Here is a 16,625-nt window from a genome sequence, read left to right on the forward strand (position 1 = left end):
CGCATGCGCTTCTCCGTCGACCGGCTCGATCATCTCGTCATCACCTGCCGCGACGTCGACATCATGGCGAACTGGTACCAGCGCGTGCTCGGCATGGAGCGCGAGGCCTTCGGCCCCTACAAGCGCACCTCGCTGCGCTTCGGCGGGCAGAAGATCAACCTCCGCCCTGCGGACGCGACGCAGGAGGCATGGTTCACCGGCGAGAAGGGTGCGCCCGGCACGCAGGACCTCTGCTTCGTCGTCACCGTCACCCCGCCGGAGATCGTCGCCCACCTGCATGGCTGCGGCGTGATGATCGAGCTTGGCCCCGTCTCGAAGGTGGGTGCGCTCGGGTCCATCACCTCGCTCTACTGCCGCGACCCTGATGGCAACCTGATCGAGATCAGCACCTATCACTTCTGACCTCTCGTCCCTCCAGGCCTACGACTACGCGCTGCCGGAGGCGGCGATCGCGCAGACGCCCGCGCGCCCGCGCGATGCCGCGCGGCTGCTGCACGTGCGCCGCGACGGGCTCGGCGATCATCGCGTCTCCGACCTGCCATCCCTGCTGGCCCCGGGCGACCTTCTCGTCGTCAACGACACGCGCGTCATTCCCGCACAGCTCGAGGCGCGGCGTGGCGCCGCACGCATCGGGCTGACGCTCGACCGCCCCCTGCCAGACGGCACCTGGGCGGCACTGGCCCGCAACGCGCGGAAGCTTCGCGCGGGCGACACGCTCACCCTCGCCCATGGGCTGACGGCAGAGGTGGTCGCCGCACCCGGCGACGGGGCCGTCACGCTCCGCTTCGCCGGCGACCCGACGGCCGAGGCAGCGCTTGCGCTGCCGCCCTACATCGCCCGCCCGGACGGCCCGACGGTCGATGACGCGGCGGACTACCAAACTGTGTTCGCTGCCCAGGAAGGTGCGGTCGCGGCACCAACGGCGGCGCTGCACTTCACGCCGCGGCTGCTCGATGCGCTGGCCGCGCGCGGCGTTGGCCTTGCACGCGTCACGCTGCATGTCGGGGCGGGAACCTTCCTGCCGATCCGCACCGACGACATCACCGCCCATCGCCTCCATGCCGAGCGTGGCGAGCTCGGCGAGGCAGCAGCAGCCGCGATTGCCGATGCGCGCGCGCGCGGTGGGCGCATCGTCGCCGTCGGCACCACCGCGCTGAGGCTGCTCGAGACGGCGGCACAGGACGACGGCACGGTGCTGCCCTGGCGCGGCGACACCTCACTCTACATCACCCCTGGCTTCCGCTTCCGCGTGGCGGACATGCTGATGACGAACTTCCACATCCCGCGCACGAGCCTGATGGTGCTCGTCGGTGCCTTCGCGGGCCATGCCCGGATCATGGCGGCCTACGCGCACGCCGTCGCCGGCGGCTATCGCTTCGCGAGCTACGGCGATGCCTCGCTGCTCGAGCGTGGCACATGACACTCGGATTCACTCTCGCCAGCACCGACGGCACCGCGCGGGCCGGGACGCTGCACACCACGCATGGCGACGTGGCCACGCCCGTGTTCATGCCGGTCGGCACGGCGGGCACCGTGAAGGCGATGACGGCCGATGCCGTCCGGGCCACCGGCGCGCGCATGATCCTCGGCAACACCTATCACCTGATGCTGCGGCCGGGAGAGGAGCGCGTGGCCCGCCTCGGCGGCCTGCACAGGCTGATGGACTGGCACGGACCGATCCTGACCGACAGCGGCGGCTTCCAGATCATGTCGCTGAGCGGCCTGCGCAAGCTCGACGCCGATGGCGTGACGTTCCGCTCGCATATCGACGGCACGCAGCACCGGCTGACGCCCGAGCGCGCCGTCGCGATCCAGCACGCGCTCGGCGCCGACGTGACGATGGCGTTCGACGAGTGCACGCCCTTCCCCGCGACGGAGGACCAGGCCGCCACCTCGATGCGCCTTTCGATGGCCTGGGCGCTGCGCTCGCGCGAGGCCTTCGTGCCGCGCCCCGGCCACGGCCTGTTCGGCATCGTTCAGGGCAGCGTCTACCCCGATCTCCGCGCCGAGAGCGTGGCGGCACTCACCGCCATCGGCTTCGAGGGCTACGCTGTCGGCGGGCTTGCGGTGGGCGAAGGGCAGGAGACGATGTTCGCGGTGCTCGACGTCACCACGCCGCTGCTGCCGCGCGAGAAGGCGCGCTACCTCATGGGCGTGGGCACGCCAGCCGATCTCGTCGGTGCCGTCGCGCGCGGCATCGACATGTTCGATTGCGTCATGCCGACGCGGGCCGGCCGCACAGCGCGCGCCTACACACGGCATGGGCAGATGAACCTGCGGAACGCCCGCTTCGCCGACGATGCGCGCCCGCTCGACCCCGAATGCGGGTGCCCCGCCTGCGCGCGGCATTCCCGCGCCTACCTGCACCACCTGTTCAAGGCCGGCGAGATGCTCGGGCCGATGCTGCTTACGTGGCACAACATCACGTATTATCAGGACCTGATGCGCGGCCTGCGCGAGGCGATCCTCGCCGGCACCTTCGCCGCGCATGCCGAAGCCCTGGCCGCCGCCTGGGCGGAAGGAGACGCCTGGGTCGAAGGAAATGGGCCATGACCGACACGCTGACGCAGCTTGGCCGCCAGACGCCGATGCCCGCGAGCCCCGATGCCGCGCTGCTCGAGCGCGTGGCGAACCCGCATGCCGGCACGGCGTATCTCGTGCGCTTCGCGGCACCCGAGTTCACCAGCCTCTGCCCGCTCACCGGCCAGCCCGACTTCGCGCATCTGGTGATCGACTATGTGCCGCGAGGGTGGATCGTCGAGAGCAAGTCGCTGAAGCTCTATCTCGGCAGCTTCCGCAACCACGGCGCCTTCCACGAGGATTGCACGATCGGCATCGGCAAGCGGCTCGTCTCGCTGCTCGATCCCGCCTGGCTGCGCATCGGCGGCTACTGGTATCCGCGCGGCGGCATCCCGATCGACGTGTTCTGGCAGACGGGGCCTGCGCCCGAGGGCGTGTGGGTGCCCGACCAGGGCGTCGCCCCCTACCGTGGGCGCGGCTGAGGCAGATCCTCGCCCCGCCATCAGGGCGGAGGCGACCAGGCTCGGTTTCGACGCGATCGGCTTCGCCGAGGCCACGCTCCCGCCGGAGGCGCGTGCACGGCTCGATGCGTTCCTCGCCGCGGGCCACCACGGCACGATGGGCTGGATGGAGGCGCGGAAGGATGAGCGCAGCGATCCGCGCGCGCTGTGGCCCGAGGCGGTGAGCGTGGTCAGCCTCGGCCTCTCCTACGCACCGGAGGGTGACCCGCTTGCGACGCTCGACCAGCCCCGCATCGGCACGATCAGCGCCTATGCCCGCGGGCGCGATTATCACGATGTGCTGAAGGGCCGGCTCAAGCACCTGGCGCAGTTCATCGCAAGTCGTTTCGGCGCCGGGGTGAAGGTGTTCGCCGACACGGCACCGGTGATGGAGAAGCCGCTGGCGCAGGCGGCGGGCCTCGGCTGGCAGGGCAAGCACACGAACCTGGTGTCGCGCCGGCACGGCTCGTGGCTGTTCCTCGGCGAGGTGATCACCACGCTCGCAATCCCGCCCGACGGTGCCCACGCCGATCGCTGCGGCAGCTGCACGCGCTGCCTCGCCGTGTGCCCGACCGATGCGTTCCCCGCGCCTTACCGGCTCGATGCGACGCGCTGCATCGCCTACCTCACCATCGAGCATGCCGGCCCGATCCCCGAGGCACTGCGGCCGGCGATGGGCAACCGCATCTTCGGCTGCGACGACTGCCTGGCCGTCTGCCCCTGGAACCGCTTCGCGCAGGCGACGAGGGAGGCGAAGCTCGCCGCCCGCGAGGACCTGCTCGCGCCTGACCTCGCGGGGCTCGCAGCCCTCGACGATGCAGGCTTCCGTTCACGCTTCGCCGGCACGCCGGTCAAGCGCAGCGGGCGCAACAGGATGGCGCGCAATGTCGCGATCGCGATCGGCAACAGCGGCGACGCCGCGCTCCTTCCCTCAGCCGCGATGCTCGCAGCCGATGCCGATGCCGTGGTAGCGGAGGCAGGCGCCTGGGCGCTGGCCAGGCTCTCGGCGAAGGGATGACGGGCATGCGCACGGAAACCGACAGCCTCGGGACGATCGAGATCGAGGAGGGCCGGCTCTGGGGCCCGCAGACGGAGCGCGCGCGGCGCCTGTTCCGCATCGGCAGCGAGCGCTTTCCGCGCGTGCTGATCCGCGCCGTGGGCTTGCAGAAACAGGCAGCGGCGCAAGCGAACCTCGCACTTGGCGAGCTGCCGGAGGCGATCGCACAGCCGATCATCGCCGCCGCGGCCGAGGTCGCGGCCAATGCGCTCGACGATCACTTCCCGCTGCCGGTGTGGCAGACCGGCAGCGGCACGCAGACGAACATGAACGCCAACGAGGTGATCGCCAATCGCGCAGCCGAGCTGCTCGGCCGGCCCTTCGGGTCGCGCGACCCCGTGCATCCGAACGACCACGTCAATCGCGGCCAGTCCTCCAACGACAGTTTCCCCACCGTGATGCACATCGCCGCCGCAATCATGGTCGTGGACCGGCTGATCCCGGCGCTTCGCCGGCTGCGCGACAGCCTCGCCGCCCGCGCCGAGGCGTGGAGCGGCATCGTGAAGCTCGGCCGCACCCACATGATGGATGCGGTGCCGATGACGCTGGGGGGCGAGTTCGCCACCTTCGCGCACCAGGTCGAACACGGCATCGCACGCCTGCGCGATGCGCTGCCGCGGCTCTTCCTGCTGCCCCAGGGCGGCACGGCGATCGGGACCGGCCTCAACCGCCACGCGCGCTTCGACGTGGTGTTCTGCGAGCGCGTCGCCGCTCTCACCGCGCTTCCCTTCGAGCCGAACCCGGACAAGGCGGAGGGCATGGCCGCACACGATGCGTTCGTCGAGCTCTCGGGCGCGCTGAACACGCTCGCCGTCTCGTTGATGAAGATCGGCAACGACATCCGCCTGCTCGGCTCCGGCCCGCGCGCCGGCCTCGCCGAACTCGTCGTGCCGCCCGACGGGCTCTCCTCCTCCATCATGCCGGGCAAGACGAACCCGACGCAGGCAGAGGCGCTGACGCAGGTCTGCGTGCAGGCGATGGGCAACGCGGTGACGGTGACGATCGCCGCGAGCCACTCGCACCTGCAGCTCAACGTCTTCAAGCCCGTCATCATCCAGGCCGTGCTGCAATCCTGCACGCTGCTGGCGGATGCCGCAGAGGGCTTCGCCGCCAACATGGTGGACAGGCTCGAGCCGAACCGCGAGGCGATCGCGCGGCATGTCGCGAACTCGCTCATGCTCGTCACCGCGCTGAACCCGCGCATCGGCTATGACCGTGCCGTCGCCATCGGCAAGCGGGCGCTGGCCGAGGGAACCACGCTGCGCGATGCAGCGATCGCCTCCGGCCACGTGACGGGCGAGGAGTTCGATGCCTGGGTAAGGCCGGAGGACATGATCGTTTCAGGCGCGACGCTCGCCGGCGGCGGCTAGGTGGCAGGGCATCTCGAGAAGCGCTCGCTCAGCCTCGCCGGGCACCGCACCTCGGTCGCGCTCGAGCCTGCGTTCTGGCGCGCGCTGGAGGATGCCGCCGCGCGCGAAGGCATCACGCTTGCAGCACTCGTGCGGATGATCGATGCGGCGCGTGCGGGCCCATCGCTCCCGCTCGCAAGCGCGCTGCGCGTCCATGCGCTCGCCGCGCGGCGGGGTTAGCGTCGCGGCGCGCGCTCCCGCTCGGCAAGGTGGCGTGCCGCTGCCGCCGTCTCGATCACACGGCGTGGCTGGTCGAGCGCGCCGGAGACGCGCAGGCCAAGGTCGGGCAGGGCTTCCGCCCCGCCGACGGGTATGACCGTGATGGAAAGCCCGAGCGCATCGGCGCGAAGGTCGATCTCGCCGCTGGCGGACGCACTGCCAGCCTGGGCACGAAGCGCGGCCTCGGTCATCGCGACGACGCCACGCTCGGCACGGAACTGCAATGCCAGCAGCTCGAACGCCGTGGCCCCGCCTGCGAGTGCGCGACGCACCCGCGCCAATGCCTCCGAGTCCGGCAGGGGCGCGGTGAGCGCTTCGGCAGCGGCGGCCATGTCGAAGCCGGCAAGCACGCCGGATGATGCCTCGACGCTCGCCTGGCCGGAGAGGCTCGCGCGCAGCGCAGCGGGGCTGAGCCCGGTCGCGGTCACGCTCGCGGTCATGCCGATGCGGCCGCCGGCGAGGTCGAAGGGAAGGCCAAACAAGGGCGCATCGAGCACGGCGTCGGCCAGCACCCAGTCAGCCGCGAAGCCACCCTGCGGCGTGAGGCTCGCCGAGCCGGTAAGCGTGCCACCGCGCAGCGCCGCGGTGATATTGGCAACGCGGATCGTTCCGTCTTCGAGATCGATCTGTGCCTCGACGCGTCCGAGCCCGGCGCTGTTCCCGATCGGCAACGACGCCGCCCTGAGCGCGACCGTTCCCGACCAGCCTGCCAGGGGATTGAGCGACCAGGGAGCTGACTCGCCCCAGGCGATGCCCGGCAGCGGCAGCGTCTCCGCCTCGGCCGCAATCCGGAACCGTCCGCCATCGTCCGCGAGGGCCACCTCGCCGGAGCCGCGCAGGCGGAGGCGCCCGGCAACGAGATCGGCGCCAGCGAGGCTCAGCGCGGCAGCGCCAAGCGTGCCTTCCGCCACGAGCGCGAGAGAGCCTTCGCCAAGCCAGGCGGTCGTCTCCGGCAGGCCGAGGGCGGAGAGAAGCCGCGGCGCACCGGGATGGCGCAGCGCGATGCGGCCGGTGGCACGGGAGAAGGCGGCATCCGTCGTGCCCGCCGCCTCGAACCGCGCATCCAGCAACTCGGCCACCGCCGTCACCTCCGTCAACTCGCCGGCAGCACGCCCTGCGGCGCGCAGGACATAGCCGCCCTGCCACACCGGTGCGGCCGCGCCGAGCAGACGCGACGCGGGCAGCAGCACGCCAAGCCGCGACGCATCGGTCCCGGAGAGATCGACATCGAAGCTCGTGATCCGCGCGGCCGCCCCGGTATCAGCCGCGCCTGAGAGAACCAGCCGCCCGCCGGCGAGTTCGCCCGCCGTCAGCCGCCGCACCGCCAGCCTTCCGGCAGCAAGCGTCGCATCCAGCCCGACCTGGGCGGCCGCCACGCCGTGCCAGACCAGCGCGTCGAGCTCGAGCCGGACATTCGCGTCGAACCGGCCAAGGCTCGGCGTGCGCAGGTCGAGGCGTTCGCCGGCGAGAAGCTGGTCAAGGTCGAGCCGCGCGAGCCTGAGCCCTGCACCCAGCTGCAGGCGATCGGCAGCCGTGGCACCTGGGCGCAGCACGACGCCACCCTCGATCGCCACGCCATCGAGCCTGCCGGTGCCCTGCTCGATCTGCAGCACCCCGGGTTCCGCTGCGACCCGGGCGGAGAGCGAGAGCGAGCGCAGCACCTCCGGTCCCGCCCAGGCCGGGTTCGCGTGAAGCCATGCGAGCAGGGCGCGCAGGTCTGGCGCGTCAAGCTCGACCAACCCTTCGAAGCGCGGCCCACGTTCCGCCGCAACGACGGCGCCGGCCAAAGCAAGCTCCGCCCCGCCTGGCAGGACGGCGGAGGCTTCGTTCACCGCAACCTGCTGCTCGGCGATCAGGAGCGAGGCGCGCACCGAGCGCAGCGTGCCGCCAGCGATCTCGGCTGCTTCGAGAGAGAGGTCGAGCCCAACGGGGAAGGGCGGCGCGCGCAACGCCCCGCGTGCCGGCGTCAGCCATGGGTCAAGCGCAAGACGCACGGCCGCGAGCGCGATGTCGACGCGCGGCTCGGGCTGTTGCGCGAAGCTCACCGCACCCGACAGCCGCGCCTCGCCGAGCTGGAGGGTCAGCTGGTCGGCACTGCCGGCACCGCCCTCGACGGACAGCCGCGCCTCGGCGCGGAACGGCAGCGCCGGTGTCGGCAGCAGCACCGAAAGATCTGGGCCCTCGGCCTCGACCCGGCCGGAAAAGACGAACCCGCCATGCAGCACAAGACCGGTTGCGGCAACGCGCGCACCGCGGCTCATGAACCCTGCCTCGACCGTCGCCGCGCCATCGACCCCGGCACGGCCGAGCGTGACCTCGGCGGCGATCGGCAGGCCGCCCAGGCCGAAGCTCCCATTGATCGTGTAGGGGCCGAGCGGCCCCTGCGCCGAAAGCCTGGCCGAGACATCGGTAAGCAGCACGGTTCCCATGCTCACCTCGCCGCGTTCAAGCGTGACGCGGGTTCCGGCAAGGAACGGGGCAGGGCGAACGGCGGCGACCCAGAGTGGCACGGGCAGGTCACGCATCACGAGCCGCGGGGCGACGAGGGTCAGCTCGGTGACCGCCACCTCGCCGAGCAGGAGCCGCCCGAGTGCAAGGGTGAGACGCAGCTCGTCGGCTGATCCGGTGAAGCTGTCGCCTGCCTCGCCGATCACCACCCCGCGCGCGGCAAGCCGTGGCGCGGGCAGCAGCGCGAGCGCGAACGGCCCGTCGATGCGGAACTCACGCCCAAGCTGGGCCGAGGCGATGCGTTGCAGTTCCTCGCGATAGACGGTCCAGTCGAGCCTGGGCGGCACAAGCCAGGCGGCCAGCAGCACGAGGGCCGCGAGGAAGCCGCCGATCCAGGCGATGAGACGGAGGAAAGAACCCACGCGCCCGACTTGCCAGAGCCGGCCCGCGATCACAAGCCGTTACGCTGCCCCATACCCTCCGCCCCCCGGCGTCTCGATCACGAACACATCCCCGGGCATGAGTTCCGCCTTGTCCGTGCCACTCAGCGCCTCGACCGAACCATCGCCCCGTTCGACGCGCTGGAGGCCGGCTGCGCCATCCGCCCCGCCAGCCAGGCCGAAGGGAGCGACGTTGCGGCGGCTGGCAAGGATCACGGCCGTCATCGGGGCGAGGAACCGGATGCGGCGGACCGATCCGTCACCGCCCCGCCACCTCCCCTGCCCACCGGAACCGCGGCGGATGCCGAACTGCTCCAGCAGCACGGGGTAGCGGAGTTCCAGGACCTCGGGGTCGGTCATGCGCGTGTTGGTCATGTGCGTCTGCACGGCCGAGGTGCCGTCAAAGCCGGGGCCGGCGCCGGTGCCGCCGCAGATCGTCTCGTAGTACTGGAAGGTGCTGTCGCCGAAGGTGAAGTTGTTCATCGTCGCCTGGCTGCAGGCGATCGCGCCCAGCGCGCCGAACAGCGCGTTGGTCACGGCCTGGCTCACTTCGACATTGCCGGCCACCACGGCGGCGGGCGGCTTCGGCGAGAGGAACGAGCCGTCGGGCAGGATGATGGTGATCGGCTTCAGGCAGCCGTCGTTCAGCGGGATGTCGCTGCCGACGAGGCAACGGAAGCAGTAGAGCACGGCCGCCCGCGTCACCGCCGGGGGCGCGTTGAAGTTGTCGTTCCGCTGCTTCCCCGTGCCGGTGAAGTCGACGACGGCGGAGCGTGCCGCGCGGTCGACGCGGACGGAGACGCGAAGCGGGCTGCCGTCATCCATCCGGTAGTCGAACGTTCCATCACCGAGGCGCCCGATGACGCGGCGGACGCTCTCCTCGGCGTTGTCCTGCACGTGGCGCATGTAGCGGCGGACGGTGTCGAGCCCGAACTGCGCGACGATGCGGCCCAGCTCCTGCACGCCCTTCTCGTTTGCGGCGACCTGGGCCTTGATGTCGGCCACGTTCATGTCGGAGTTGCGCGCCGGATACACCGCACCGGTGAGCAGCGCGCGGAACGCCTCCTCGCGGAACGTTCCGCCATCGACGAGAAGGAAGTCGTCGACCAGGACGCCCTCCTCCTCCAGCGTGCGGGACAGCGGCGGCATCGAGCCTGGCGTGATGCCGCCCACGTCGGCGTGGTGCCCGCGCGAGCCGACGAAGAAGAGGATCTCGCGGCCGTCGGCGTCGAACACCGGGGTGATCACGGTGATGTCGGGCAGGTGCGTGCCGCCGTTGTAGGGATTGTTGAGCGCCACCACGTCGCCCGGCTTGAGGGTTGCGCGCCGGCTTGCCAGCACCGTGCGCACGCTCTCGCCCATCGCGCCGAGATGCACCGGGATATGGGGTGCGTTCGCGATCAGGCTGCCGTCGGCGTCGAACAATGCGCAGGAGAAATCGAGACGCTCCTTGATGTTCACGCTCTGCGCGGTGTTCTGCAGCACGAGCCCGGTCTGCTCGGCGATCGACATGAAGAGGTTGTTGAACAGCTCGAGCATCACCGGGTCAGCGGCCGCGTCGCCCTCGGTGCCGATCGCCACACGATCGGGGCGTGGCGCGGTGCGCGTGAGGACGAGGTGGTTCGCCTCCGTCACTGCCGCCCGCCAGCCAGGCTCGACCACCGTCGTCGCAGTCGTCTCGCGGATCAGGGCAGGGCCGGTCACGGTATCGCCGGCGAGCATCGCGGCACGGTCGAACACGGGCGTGTCCCATGCGCGGCCAGCGGTGAACATCTCGACGATGTCGATCGATGCAAGCGCTTCGTCGGTGCGCGGGGCGAGGCGCTCCTCACGAACCGCCTCTCCGGCAGCCACCGCCTCGACAGAGACCGCCTCGACCACGAGGCCGCGCTCCGGCGTGGCGAAGCCGAAGCGCCCACGGTGCGCGGCGGTGAACGCGGCAACCACGGCATCATGCCCGGCGAAGCCGACGGTGAGCGGCGTGTCGGTGCCGGCATAGCGGAGGTGGAGCGTGCGGGTGACGGCGATCGCCTCCGCCGCGGCACCCTGCGCGACGAGGGCAGCCGAGGCCTCGGCCGCGAGCGCGTCGAGGCGGCGGGCAAGCTCGTCCATCGCCCCGGGTGAGAAGGGCTGCTCCACCGCTGCCTCGCGCATTGCGCTCTGGTCGGCAAGCCCCATGCCGTAGGCGGAGAGAACGCCAGCGAACGGGTGGATGAACACCGTTCCCATGCCGAGCTCATCTGCCACCAGGCAGGCATGCTGGCCGGCAGCACCGCCGAAGCATTGCAGGGCGAAGCGCTGGGGGTCGTGCCCCTTGGCGATCGACACCTGCTTGATCGCGTTCGCCATGTTGGCGACAGCGATGCGCAGGAACCCCTCGGCCACCTCGCGCGGGTCGCGGATCGGCGCGCCGGTCGCGGCGGCGATGCGCGCGGCGAGCGTGAGGAAACACTCCCGCACGATCGTCGCGTCGAGGGGCATGTCGCCCGAGGGGCCGAACAGGGAAGGGAAATGCGCCGGCTGTACCTTGCCGACGGCGACGTTAGCGTCCGTCACCGTCAGCGGCCCGCCGCGGCGATAGCAGGCGGGCCCCGGCGTGGCGCCCGCGCTGTCGGGCCCCACCCTGTAGCGGGAGCCGTCGAAGTGCAGGATCGAGCCGCCACCGGCCGCCACCGTGTTGATCGCCATCATCGGCGCGCGGATGCGCACGCCGGCGACCAGCGTCTCGAAGCTCCGCTCATAGGCGCCATCGTAGAGGGCGACGTCGGTCGAGGTGCCGCCCATGTCGAAACCGATGATGCTGTCGAACCCGCCGAGGCGCGCGGTGCGGGCGGCACCGACGATGCCGCCGGCTGGGCCCGACAGGATCGCGTCCTTGCCCTGGAAGGCGCCGGCTTCCGCGAGCCCGCCGTTGGACTGCATGAAGTAGAGCCGGGTGCCACCGAGTTCGGCCGCCACCTGCTCGACATAGCGGCGGAGGATTGGCGAGAGATAGGCGTCGGCCACCGTCGTGTCGCCGCGACCGACCCACTTGATCAGCGGGCTCACGGCATGGCTGGCACTCACCTGCGTGAAGCCGATCTCACGCGCGAGTGCGGCAACCACCCGCTCGTGCGCGGCGTTCTTCCAGGCATGCATCAGCACGATCGCCACTGCGCGGATGCCGTCATCGAAGGCGGCCTGGAGGTGCGCGCGCGTGGTGGCGAGGTCAAGCGGCGCACGCTCGCTGCCGTCCTGCATCAGCCGGCCGGGGATCTCGGCCACGCGCTCATACAGCATCGTTGGCAGGGTGATCGCGAGGTCGAACAGCCTCGGCCGCGTCTGCCAGCCGATGCGAAGTGCGTCCGCCAGCCCCTCGTTGACGACCAGCAGCGTGCGCTCGCCCTTGCGCTCCAGCAGCGCGTTGGTGGCAACGGTCGTTCCCATCTTCACGGCATCGACGAGGCCGGGCGGGATCGGCTCATCCGGGGCGAAGCCGAGAACCTGGCGGATGCCCGCCACCGCGGCATCGCGATACCGCCCCGGATTCTCGCTCAGCAGCTTGTGCGTGGTGAGCGTGCCGTCGGGGGCGCGGGCGACGATGTCGGTGAAGGTGCCGCCGCGGTCGATCCAGAACTCCCAGCCGGCTTGGTGATCGCCGGCACGCATACGGTTGTCTTCGCCCAACGGTTCGACTTTCCTGGCAAGGTTGCACGGCGCGTTCCCGCGTTCCCCCTGGCGTGGTAACGTCGTTGTGCGGCGACGGCAAGGCGCGGGCAGTGCCGGCCGCACAAGGGGTTCAGCCAGGTATTTCATGAGCGTGTGGGGGAAGATCCTCGGCGGCGTCGCCGGCTTCGCGATGGGCGGGCCGATGGGGGCCGTGCTTGGCGCCGCACTCGGCCATGCGGCCGACAACAAGGGCGGCCCGGGCGTGACGACAGGACACCCTGGCGCGAGCCCGGCTGACCTCCTGGGCCCTCCCGATCCGCTCAGGATGACCGAGATCGCGGCGATGATGGGCAGCCGCGACACTGTGTTCTCGATCGCCGTCGTCGTTCTCGCCGCCAAGCTCGCCAAGATCGACGGCCCGGTGAAGCGGGCGGAGATCGACGCGTTCAAGCGGCTGTTCCGTTTCGCGCCGGAGAATGCCAGGGACATCGCCAAGCTGTGGGATGGCGCGCGCGACAGCGCCGGCGGGTACGAGCCTTTCGCCGACAAGCTCTCCGAAGCCTTCGCCGACAACCGCACGGTGCTCGAGGAGGTGCTGGCGAGCCTGTTCGCCGTCGCTCGCGCCGATGGGCCGTTGAACGCAGCGGAGGAGAAGTTCCTCGCAGGCGTCCGCCAGCGCTTCTCGCTGTCGGAGCGGGCGTGGGAGAGCGCGCGGTCGGGCAACACCGCGCGTGCCGAACCGCAGGGGCCCGACCCCTACGAGGTGCTCGGCGTCGCGCGGTCGGCGTCGGATACCGAGATCCGTGCGGCCTGGCGCCAGTTGATGCGCGAGAACCACCCCGACACGCTGGCCGCGCGCGGCGTGCCGCCGCATTTCATCGAGCATGCGACGCGGCGCGTGTCGGAGTTCAACGCCGCGTGGAACCGCATCAAGAAGGAACGCGGGATCTGAGCCTCGACCTCGTCGATGCGCCGAGCCCGAACCACGATGCGCGGCCCGACGGCGGCCCGATCGACACGCTGGTGCTGCACTACACGGGCATGGAGACAGGAACGGCCGCGATCGCGCGGCTGCGTGACCCTGACGCAAAGGTCTCGAGCCACTACGTGGTCGAGGAGGACGGGCGCGTCTTCTCGCTGGTGGCGGAGGACCGCCGCGCCTGGCACGCCGGCCTCTCCTGGTGGCGCGGGCATCTCTCGCTCAACGATCGCTCCATCGGCATCGAGATCGTCAATCCCGGCCATGAATGGGGCTATCGCGACTTCCCCGCTGCACAGGTCGGGGCCGTGATCGCCCTCTGCCATGGCATCCTCGGCCGACACCCGATCCCCGGGCGCAACGTGGTCGCGCACAGCGATGTGGCCCCCGAGCGCAAGCAGGACCCGGGCGAGCGCTTTCCGTGGGCCGCGCTGGCCGAGGCCGGCATCGGGGTCTGGCCGGGCGCTGCCCCCGACGAGGCGCGCGCCCTGCCGCCACTGTCGATCGGCGACGCGGGAACGGGGGTGACGGGGCTGCGCGCCGTGCTGCGGCGGATCGGCTATCGCGTCGCCTCCGAGGGAGCGTATGACCGGTCGGTCGCGGTTGCCCTCACGGCATTCCAGCGGCACTGGGCGCAGCACCGCACCGATGGCGTGGCCGACGGCGAGACGCGCTGGCGGGCCGGTCGCGTGCTCGGGCTTGCCACGGGGCATGTCCGCACCGCTTGACGGGTTCGCTTGACGGGGGCTGCCGATCGGGCGCATCACCCGGGCGGGTCAGGCGGCTGGACGGCCGCGCTCCGCACCCGTCCCGCAAGGGACGGCAGGGGCCGAAAGGCTGCGGGGTGAGGAAAGTCCGGGCTCCACGGGAACACGGTGCCGGGTAACGCCCGGCGGGGGAAACCCCAGGGACAGTGCCACAGAGAAGAGACCGCCATCACCCGCCCGGGCGCTTTCCGGGATGGCTGACGGCAAGGGTGAAACGGTGCGGCAAGAGCGCACCGCGCGCGCCGGCAACGGCCGCGGCACGGCAAACCCCACCGGGAGCAAGACCGAATAGGGGCGGACAGCGGAAGCCGGGCAACCGGCAGGCCGCAGGCGCGTTCCCGCGTTTTCCGCCCGGGTAGGTCGCGCCAGGCGTCCGGCAACGGGCGTCGCAGAGGAATGGCCGTCCAGGGGCAGCGATGCCCTGGACAGAACCCGGCTTACAGGCCGCCTGACCCGCTTCCTGCGCCGTGCGCGGCACAGCAACGACCGCAAGAACAAATCGTGAATATTAACCTTCGACACGGTGGCGGCACCGCTGTCCTGCGTCTGCGGGCCCCAACGGGGTATTCGCAGGCCGGAACCATGGCCTAACGGATGGTTTCCATTTGTAACCCATATGTGCCCGTGTTATCCCATCAACACCCATGGCGAGGCAGCGCGGGCGCGTTCGCCGTGGACCACTCCTTCCCCCCAGCGCGGTGTGCGGGGCGGCGGGCACGAGGTCCGGGCCGGCAAGGCATCGGCGCGGAACGGAGCGAGCAGCGGAGGCCGTGTCGGAGCCTGGATGACCCAGTTCTACGACACCTACACGAACCGTCTGGACAAGAAGGGCCGCGTCTCGGTCCCCGCCCCCTTCCGCGCGGCCCTCGAACGCATGAACGCGGGCGACCTCATCCTCTCGCCGAACCACAAGCGCGCCTGCATCGACGCCCGCCCCGACATCCAGTTCCGCCAGATCGCCGCCTCGCTCGACACGCTCGACGTGTTCTCCGACGACCACGACGATCTCGCAACGACCCTGTTTGCCCGCTCCTGCTCCGCCATGCCCGATGGCGAGGGGCGGATCATGCTGCCGGAGCGGCTGATCGCCCATGCCGCCCTCTCCGACCTCGTCGCCTTCGTCGGCCTTGGCGCCAGCTTCCAGCTCTGGCACCCGGACGCAGCCCTCGCACGCGCGTCGGAGGCGACGGCGCGCGCGCTCGAGCGCGGCTTGACCGTTCCGCGCGGCCGCGGCGCGGCCGGAGTGGCGGGATGAGCGTCGCACATGTTCCCGTCATGCTCGCCGAGGTGCTCGACCTGCTGCGCCCTGCCGAGGGGCGCACCTATCTCGACGCGACCTTCGGCGGCGGCGGCTACACCCAGGCGATCCTCGAGACCGCCGCCTGCACCGTCTTCGCGATCGACCGTGACCCTGACGCGATCGCCCGCGGTGCGGCACTCTCCGCGCGCCATGCCGGCCGGCTGCACCTGCTCGAAGGCCGGTTCGGCGACATGGTCTCGCTCCTCGAGGCCGAAGGCGTCACGGCGCTCGACGGCGTGGTGTTCGACGTGGGCGTATCCTCCTTCCAGCTCGACGAGGCCGAGCGCGGCTTCTCCTTCCGCGCCGACGGGCCGCTCGACATGCGCATGGGCCGTGCGGGCGAGACGGCGGCCGATCTCGTGAACACGCTCGACGAGCGCGCGCTCGCCACCTTGCTGCTCGAATTCGGCGAGGAGCGGCATGCACGCCGCGTCGCCCGCGCCATCCTGCGGGCCCGCGCCGAGGCGCCGATCACCACCACCGCGCGGCTCGCCGCGATCGTGCGCGGCGCAGTTCCGCCCGCCCATGACGGGATCGACCCTGCGACGCGGAGCTTCCAGGGGCTTCGCATCGCGGTGAACGACGAGCTGGGCGAGCTCGCCCGCGGCATCGAGGCAGCGATCGGCCTGCTCGCCCCGGCCGGGCGCATCGTTGCCGTGTCGTTCCACTCGCTCGAGGACAGGATCGTCAAGCGCGCCCTCGGTGCTGCCGCCGGCCGTGGCGGCAACCCCTCGCGCCACGACCCCGCAGCCCTCGCCGCTCCCGCAGCGCCGCCCGTCTTCGCGCTGTTGACCGCAAAGCCGCTGCGCCCGACCGAGGCCGAGACGATCGCCAACCCGCGCGCACGTTCGGCACGGCTGCGCGCCGCGGAACGCATCAGGGAGGCTGCCTGATGCTGCGCCTCTCCACGCTGGTCTGGGCACTGATCGCCGTCGCGGTCGGGTTGTTCCTCTATCAGGTCAAGCACGAGGTGCAGGGGCTCGAGCAGCAGCTCAGCCGAACCAACCGCGCGATCGGCGCGGCGCATGAGCGCATTCACGTTCTCCATGCGGAATGGTCTCTCCTGAACGAGCCCGATCGCCTGCGCGCACTCGCTACCCGCCATCTCGACCTCGTGCCGATGCGGCCCGCGCAGTTCGCCGCCCCCCAGGCGATCGCCGCACTGCCTGCGGCTGCACCGTCCATCGCCGTCGCCGAGGCCCCGGCACAACCTGCTGCGTCCGTGGTCGCGGCGAGAGGGCGCCCGCAGGAGGCTGCCCCGCCCGCGATGATCCAGCGCGAGGAGCCCCTGCCACGGCCGCGCCAGGCGGCACCCGCGCCGCGCCGCGAGCTCGAGGC

The 16,625-nt window shown here is 71.3% G+C and carries 14 protein-coding genes and 1 other RNA gene; 13 read left to right on the forward strand and 2 right to left on the reverse strand.

The features are described from left to right. Positions 1–3: 3 nt before the first annotated feature. From Q0C38_RS03285 to Q0C38_RS03315, 7 genes are read left to right on the forward strand one after another with little or no spacing between them, the layout of a single operon-like run. Positions 4–402 carry a VOC family protein gene (locus Q0C38_RS03285; protein WP_291295623.1) on the forward strand — a complete coding sequence of 133 codons (399 nt, stop codon included), beginning with the start codon at positions 4–6 and terminating at the stop codon, positions 400–402. Next, on the forward strand, positions 392–1,420 hold the full coding sequence (gene queA, locus Q0C38_RS03290; protein ID WP_291295643.1) for a tRNA preQ1(34) S-adenosylmethionine ribosyltransferase-isomerase QueA: 1,029 nt from the start codon (positions 392–394) through the stop codon (positions 1,418–1,420). The genes Q0C38_RS03285 and queA overlap by 11 nt, the downstream gene beginning before the upstream one ends. Continuing rightward, on the forward strand, positions 1,417–2,553 hold the full coding sequence (gene tgt, locus Q0C38_RS03295; RefSeq protein WP_291295624.1) for a tRNA guanosine(34) transglycosylase Tgt: 1,137 nt from the start codon (positions 1,417–1,419) through the stop codon (positions 2,551–2,553). Before queA ends, tgt begins: the two co-directional genes overlap by 4 nt. Then, positions 2,550–3,002: a preQ(1) synthase gene (gene queF / locus Q0C38_RS03300; RefSeq protein ID WP_291295625.1), complete on the forward strand. Its 453-nt coding sequence runs from the start codon at positions 2,550–2,552 to the stop codon at positions 3,000–3,002. The genes tgt and queF overlap by 4 nt, the downstream gene beginning before the upstream one ends. After that, on the forward strand, positions 2,989–4,038 hold the full coding sequence (gene queG, locus Q0C38_RS03305) for a tRNA epoxyqueuosine(34) reductase QueG (protein ID WP_291295626.1): 1,050 nt from the start codon (positions 2,989–2,991) through the stop codon (positions 4,036–4,038). Before queF ends, queG begins: the two co-directional genes overlap by 14 nt. Beyond that, positions 4,035–5,447 (forward strand): lyase family protein, encoded by a 1,413-nt coding sequence (locus tag Q0C38_RS03310; RefSeq protein ID WP_291295627.1) that lies wholly within the window; start codon positions 4,035–4,037, stop codon positions 5,445–5,447. Before queG ends, Q0C38_RS03310 begins: the two co-directional genes overlap by 4 nt. Further along, positions 5,448–5,666, forward strand: a complete 219-nt coding sequence (locus tag Q0C38_RS03315) for a ribbon-helix-helix domain-containing protein (protein ID WP_291295628.1) — start codon at positions 5,448–5,450, stop codon at positions 5,664–5,666. It abuts the gene before it with no gap. Here Q0C38_RS03315 and Q0C38_RS03320 read toward each other — a convergent pair. After that, positions 5,663–8,575, reverse strand: coding sequence for an AsmA-like C-terminal region-containing protein (locus tag Q0C38_RS03320; protein ID WP_291295629.1), 2,913 nt, complete (start codon positions 8,573–8,575; stop codon positions 5,663–5,665). The two genes, Q0C38_RS03315 and Q0C38_RS03320, sit on opposite strands and share 4 nt — an antisense overlap. Before the next feature lie 39 nt (positions 8,576–8,614). After that, the gene (locus Q0C38_RS03325) at positions 8,615–12,241 is read right to left on the reverse strand and encodes a hydantoinase B/oxoprolinase family protein (protein ID WP_291295644.1); all 3,627 of its coding nucleotides are present in this window, start codon (positions 12,239–12,241) and stop codon (positions 8,615–8,617) included. A 145-nt stretch (positions 12,242–12,386) separates the two neighbouring features. Between Q0C38_RS03325 and Q0C38_RS03330 the strand changes: the two genes are divergently transcribed. The 6 genes from Q0C38_RS03330 to Q0C38_RS03355 all read left to right on the forward strand — a co-directional run. Continuing rightward, entirely contained in the window at positions 12,387–13,193 is an 807-nt protein-coding gene (locus tag Q0C38_RS03330; protein ID WP_291295630.1) for a TerB family tellurite resistance protein, read from the forward strand. Further along, complete coding sequence (locus Q0C38_RS03335; protein WP_291295631.1) at positions 13,160–13,948, forward strand: N-acetylmuramoyl-L-alanine amidase; 789 nt, start codon at positions 13,160–13,162, stop codon at positions 13,946–13,948. The genes Q0C38_RS03330 and Q0C38_RS03335 overlap by 34 nt, the downstream gene beginning before the upstream one ends. 48 nt (positions 13,949–13,996) lie before the next feature. Further along, positions 13,997–14,443: RNase P RNA component class A (gene rnpB, locus Q0C38_RS03340), an RNA gene on the forward strand. A gap of 328 nt (positions 14,444–14,771) precedes the next feature. Beyond that, positions 14,772–15,242: a division/cell wall cluster transcriptional repressor MraZ gene (locus Q0C38_RS03345; protein WP_291295632.1), complete on the forward strand. Its 471-nt coding sequence runs from the start codon at positions 14,772–14,774 to the stop codon at positions 15,240–15,242. Further along, positions 15,239–16,180: a 16S rRNA (cytosine(1402)-N(4))-methyltransferase RsmH gene (gene rsmH / locus Q0C38_RS03350; protein WP_291295633.1), complete on the forward strand. Its 942-nt coding sequence runs from the start codon at positions 15,239–15,241 to the stop codon at positions 16,178–16,180. Before Q0C38_RS03345 ends, rsmH begins: the two co-directional genes overlap by 4 nt. Next, positions 16,180–16,625, forward strand: a 446-nt coding sequence (locus Q0C38_RS03355) for an energy transducer TonB (RefSeq protein WP_291295634.1), incomplete at its 3' end; no start/stop codon positions are given. The genes rsmH and Q0C38_RS03355, both read left to right, overlap by 1 nt.

Source organism: Elioraea sp. (genome assembly GCF_022842375.1).
Classification (GTDB): domain Bacteria; phylum Pseudomonadota; class Alphaproteobacteria; order Acetobacterales; family Acetobacteraceae; genus Elioraea_A.

What these genes read in the sequence shown, in the direction of transcription:
- Q0C38_RS03285 (WP_291295623.1), top strand. Translation starts at nt 4, where the DNA reads ATGCGCTTCTCCGTCGACCGGCTCGATCATCTCGTCATCACCTGCCGC.
- tgt (WP_291295624.1), top strand. Translation starts at nt 1,417, where the DNA reads ATGACACTCGGATTCACTCTCGCCAGCACCGACGGCACCGCGCGGGCC.
- queF (WP_291295625.1), top strand. Translation starts at nt 2,550, where the DNA reads ATGACCGACACGCTGACGCAGCTTGGCCGCCAGACGCCGATGCCCGCG.
- Q0C38_RS03310 (WP_291295627.1), top strand. Translation starts at nt 4,035, where the DNA reads ATGACGGGCATGCGCACGGAAACCGACAGCCTCGGGACGATCGAGATC.
- Q0C38_RS03325 (WP_291295644.1), bottom strand. Translation starts at nt 12,241, where the DNA reads ATGCGTGCCGGCGATCACCAAGCCGGCTGGGAGTTCTGGATCGACCGC.
- Q0C38_RS03330 (WP_291295630.1), top strand. Translation starts at nt 12,387, where the DNA reads ATGAGCGTGTGGGGGAAGATCCTCGGCGGCGTCGCCGGCTTCGCGATG.
- Q0C38_RS03345 (WP_291295632.1), top strand. Translation starts at nt 14,772, where the DNA reads ATGACCCAGTTCTACGACACCTACACGAACCGTCTGGACAAGAAGGGC.
- rsmH (WP_291295633.1), top strand. Translation starts at nt 15,239, where the DNA reads ATGAGCGTCGCACATGTTCCCGTCATGCTCGCCGAGGTGCTCGACCTG.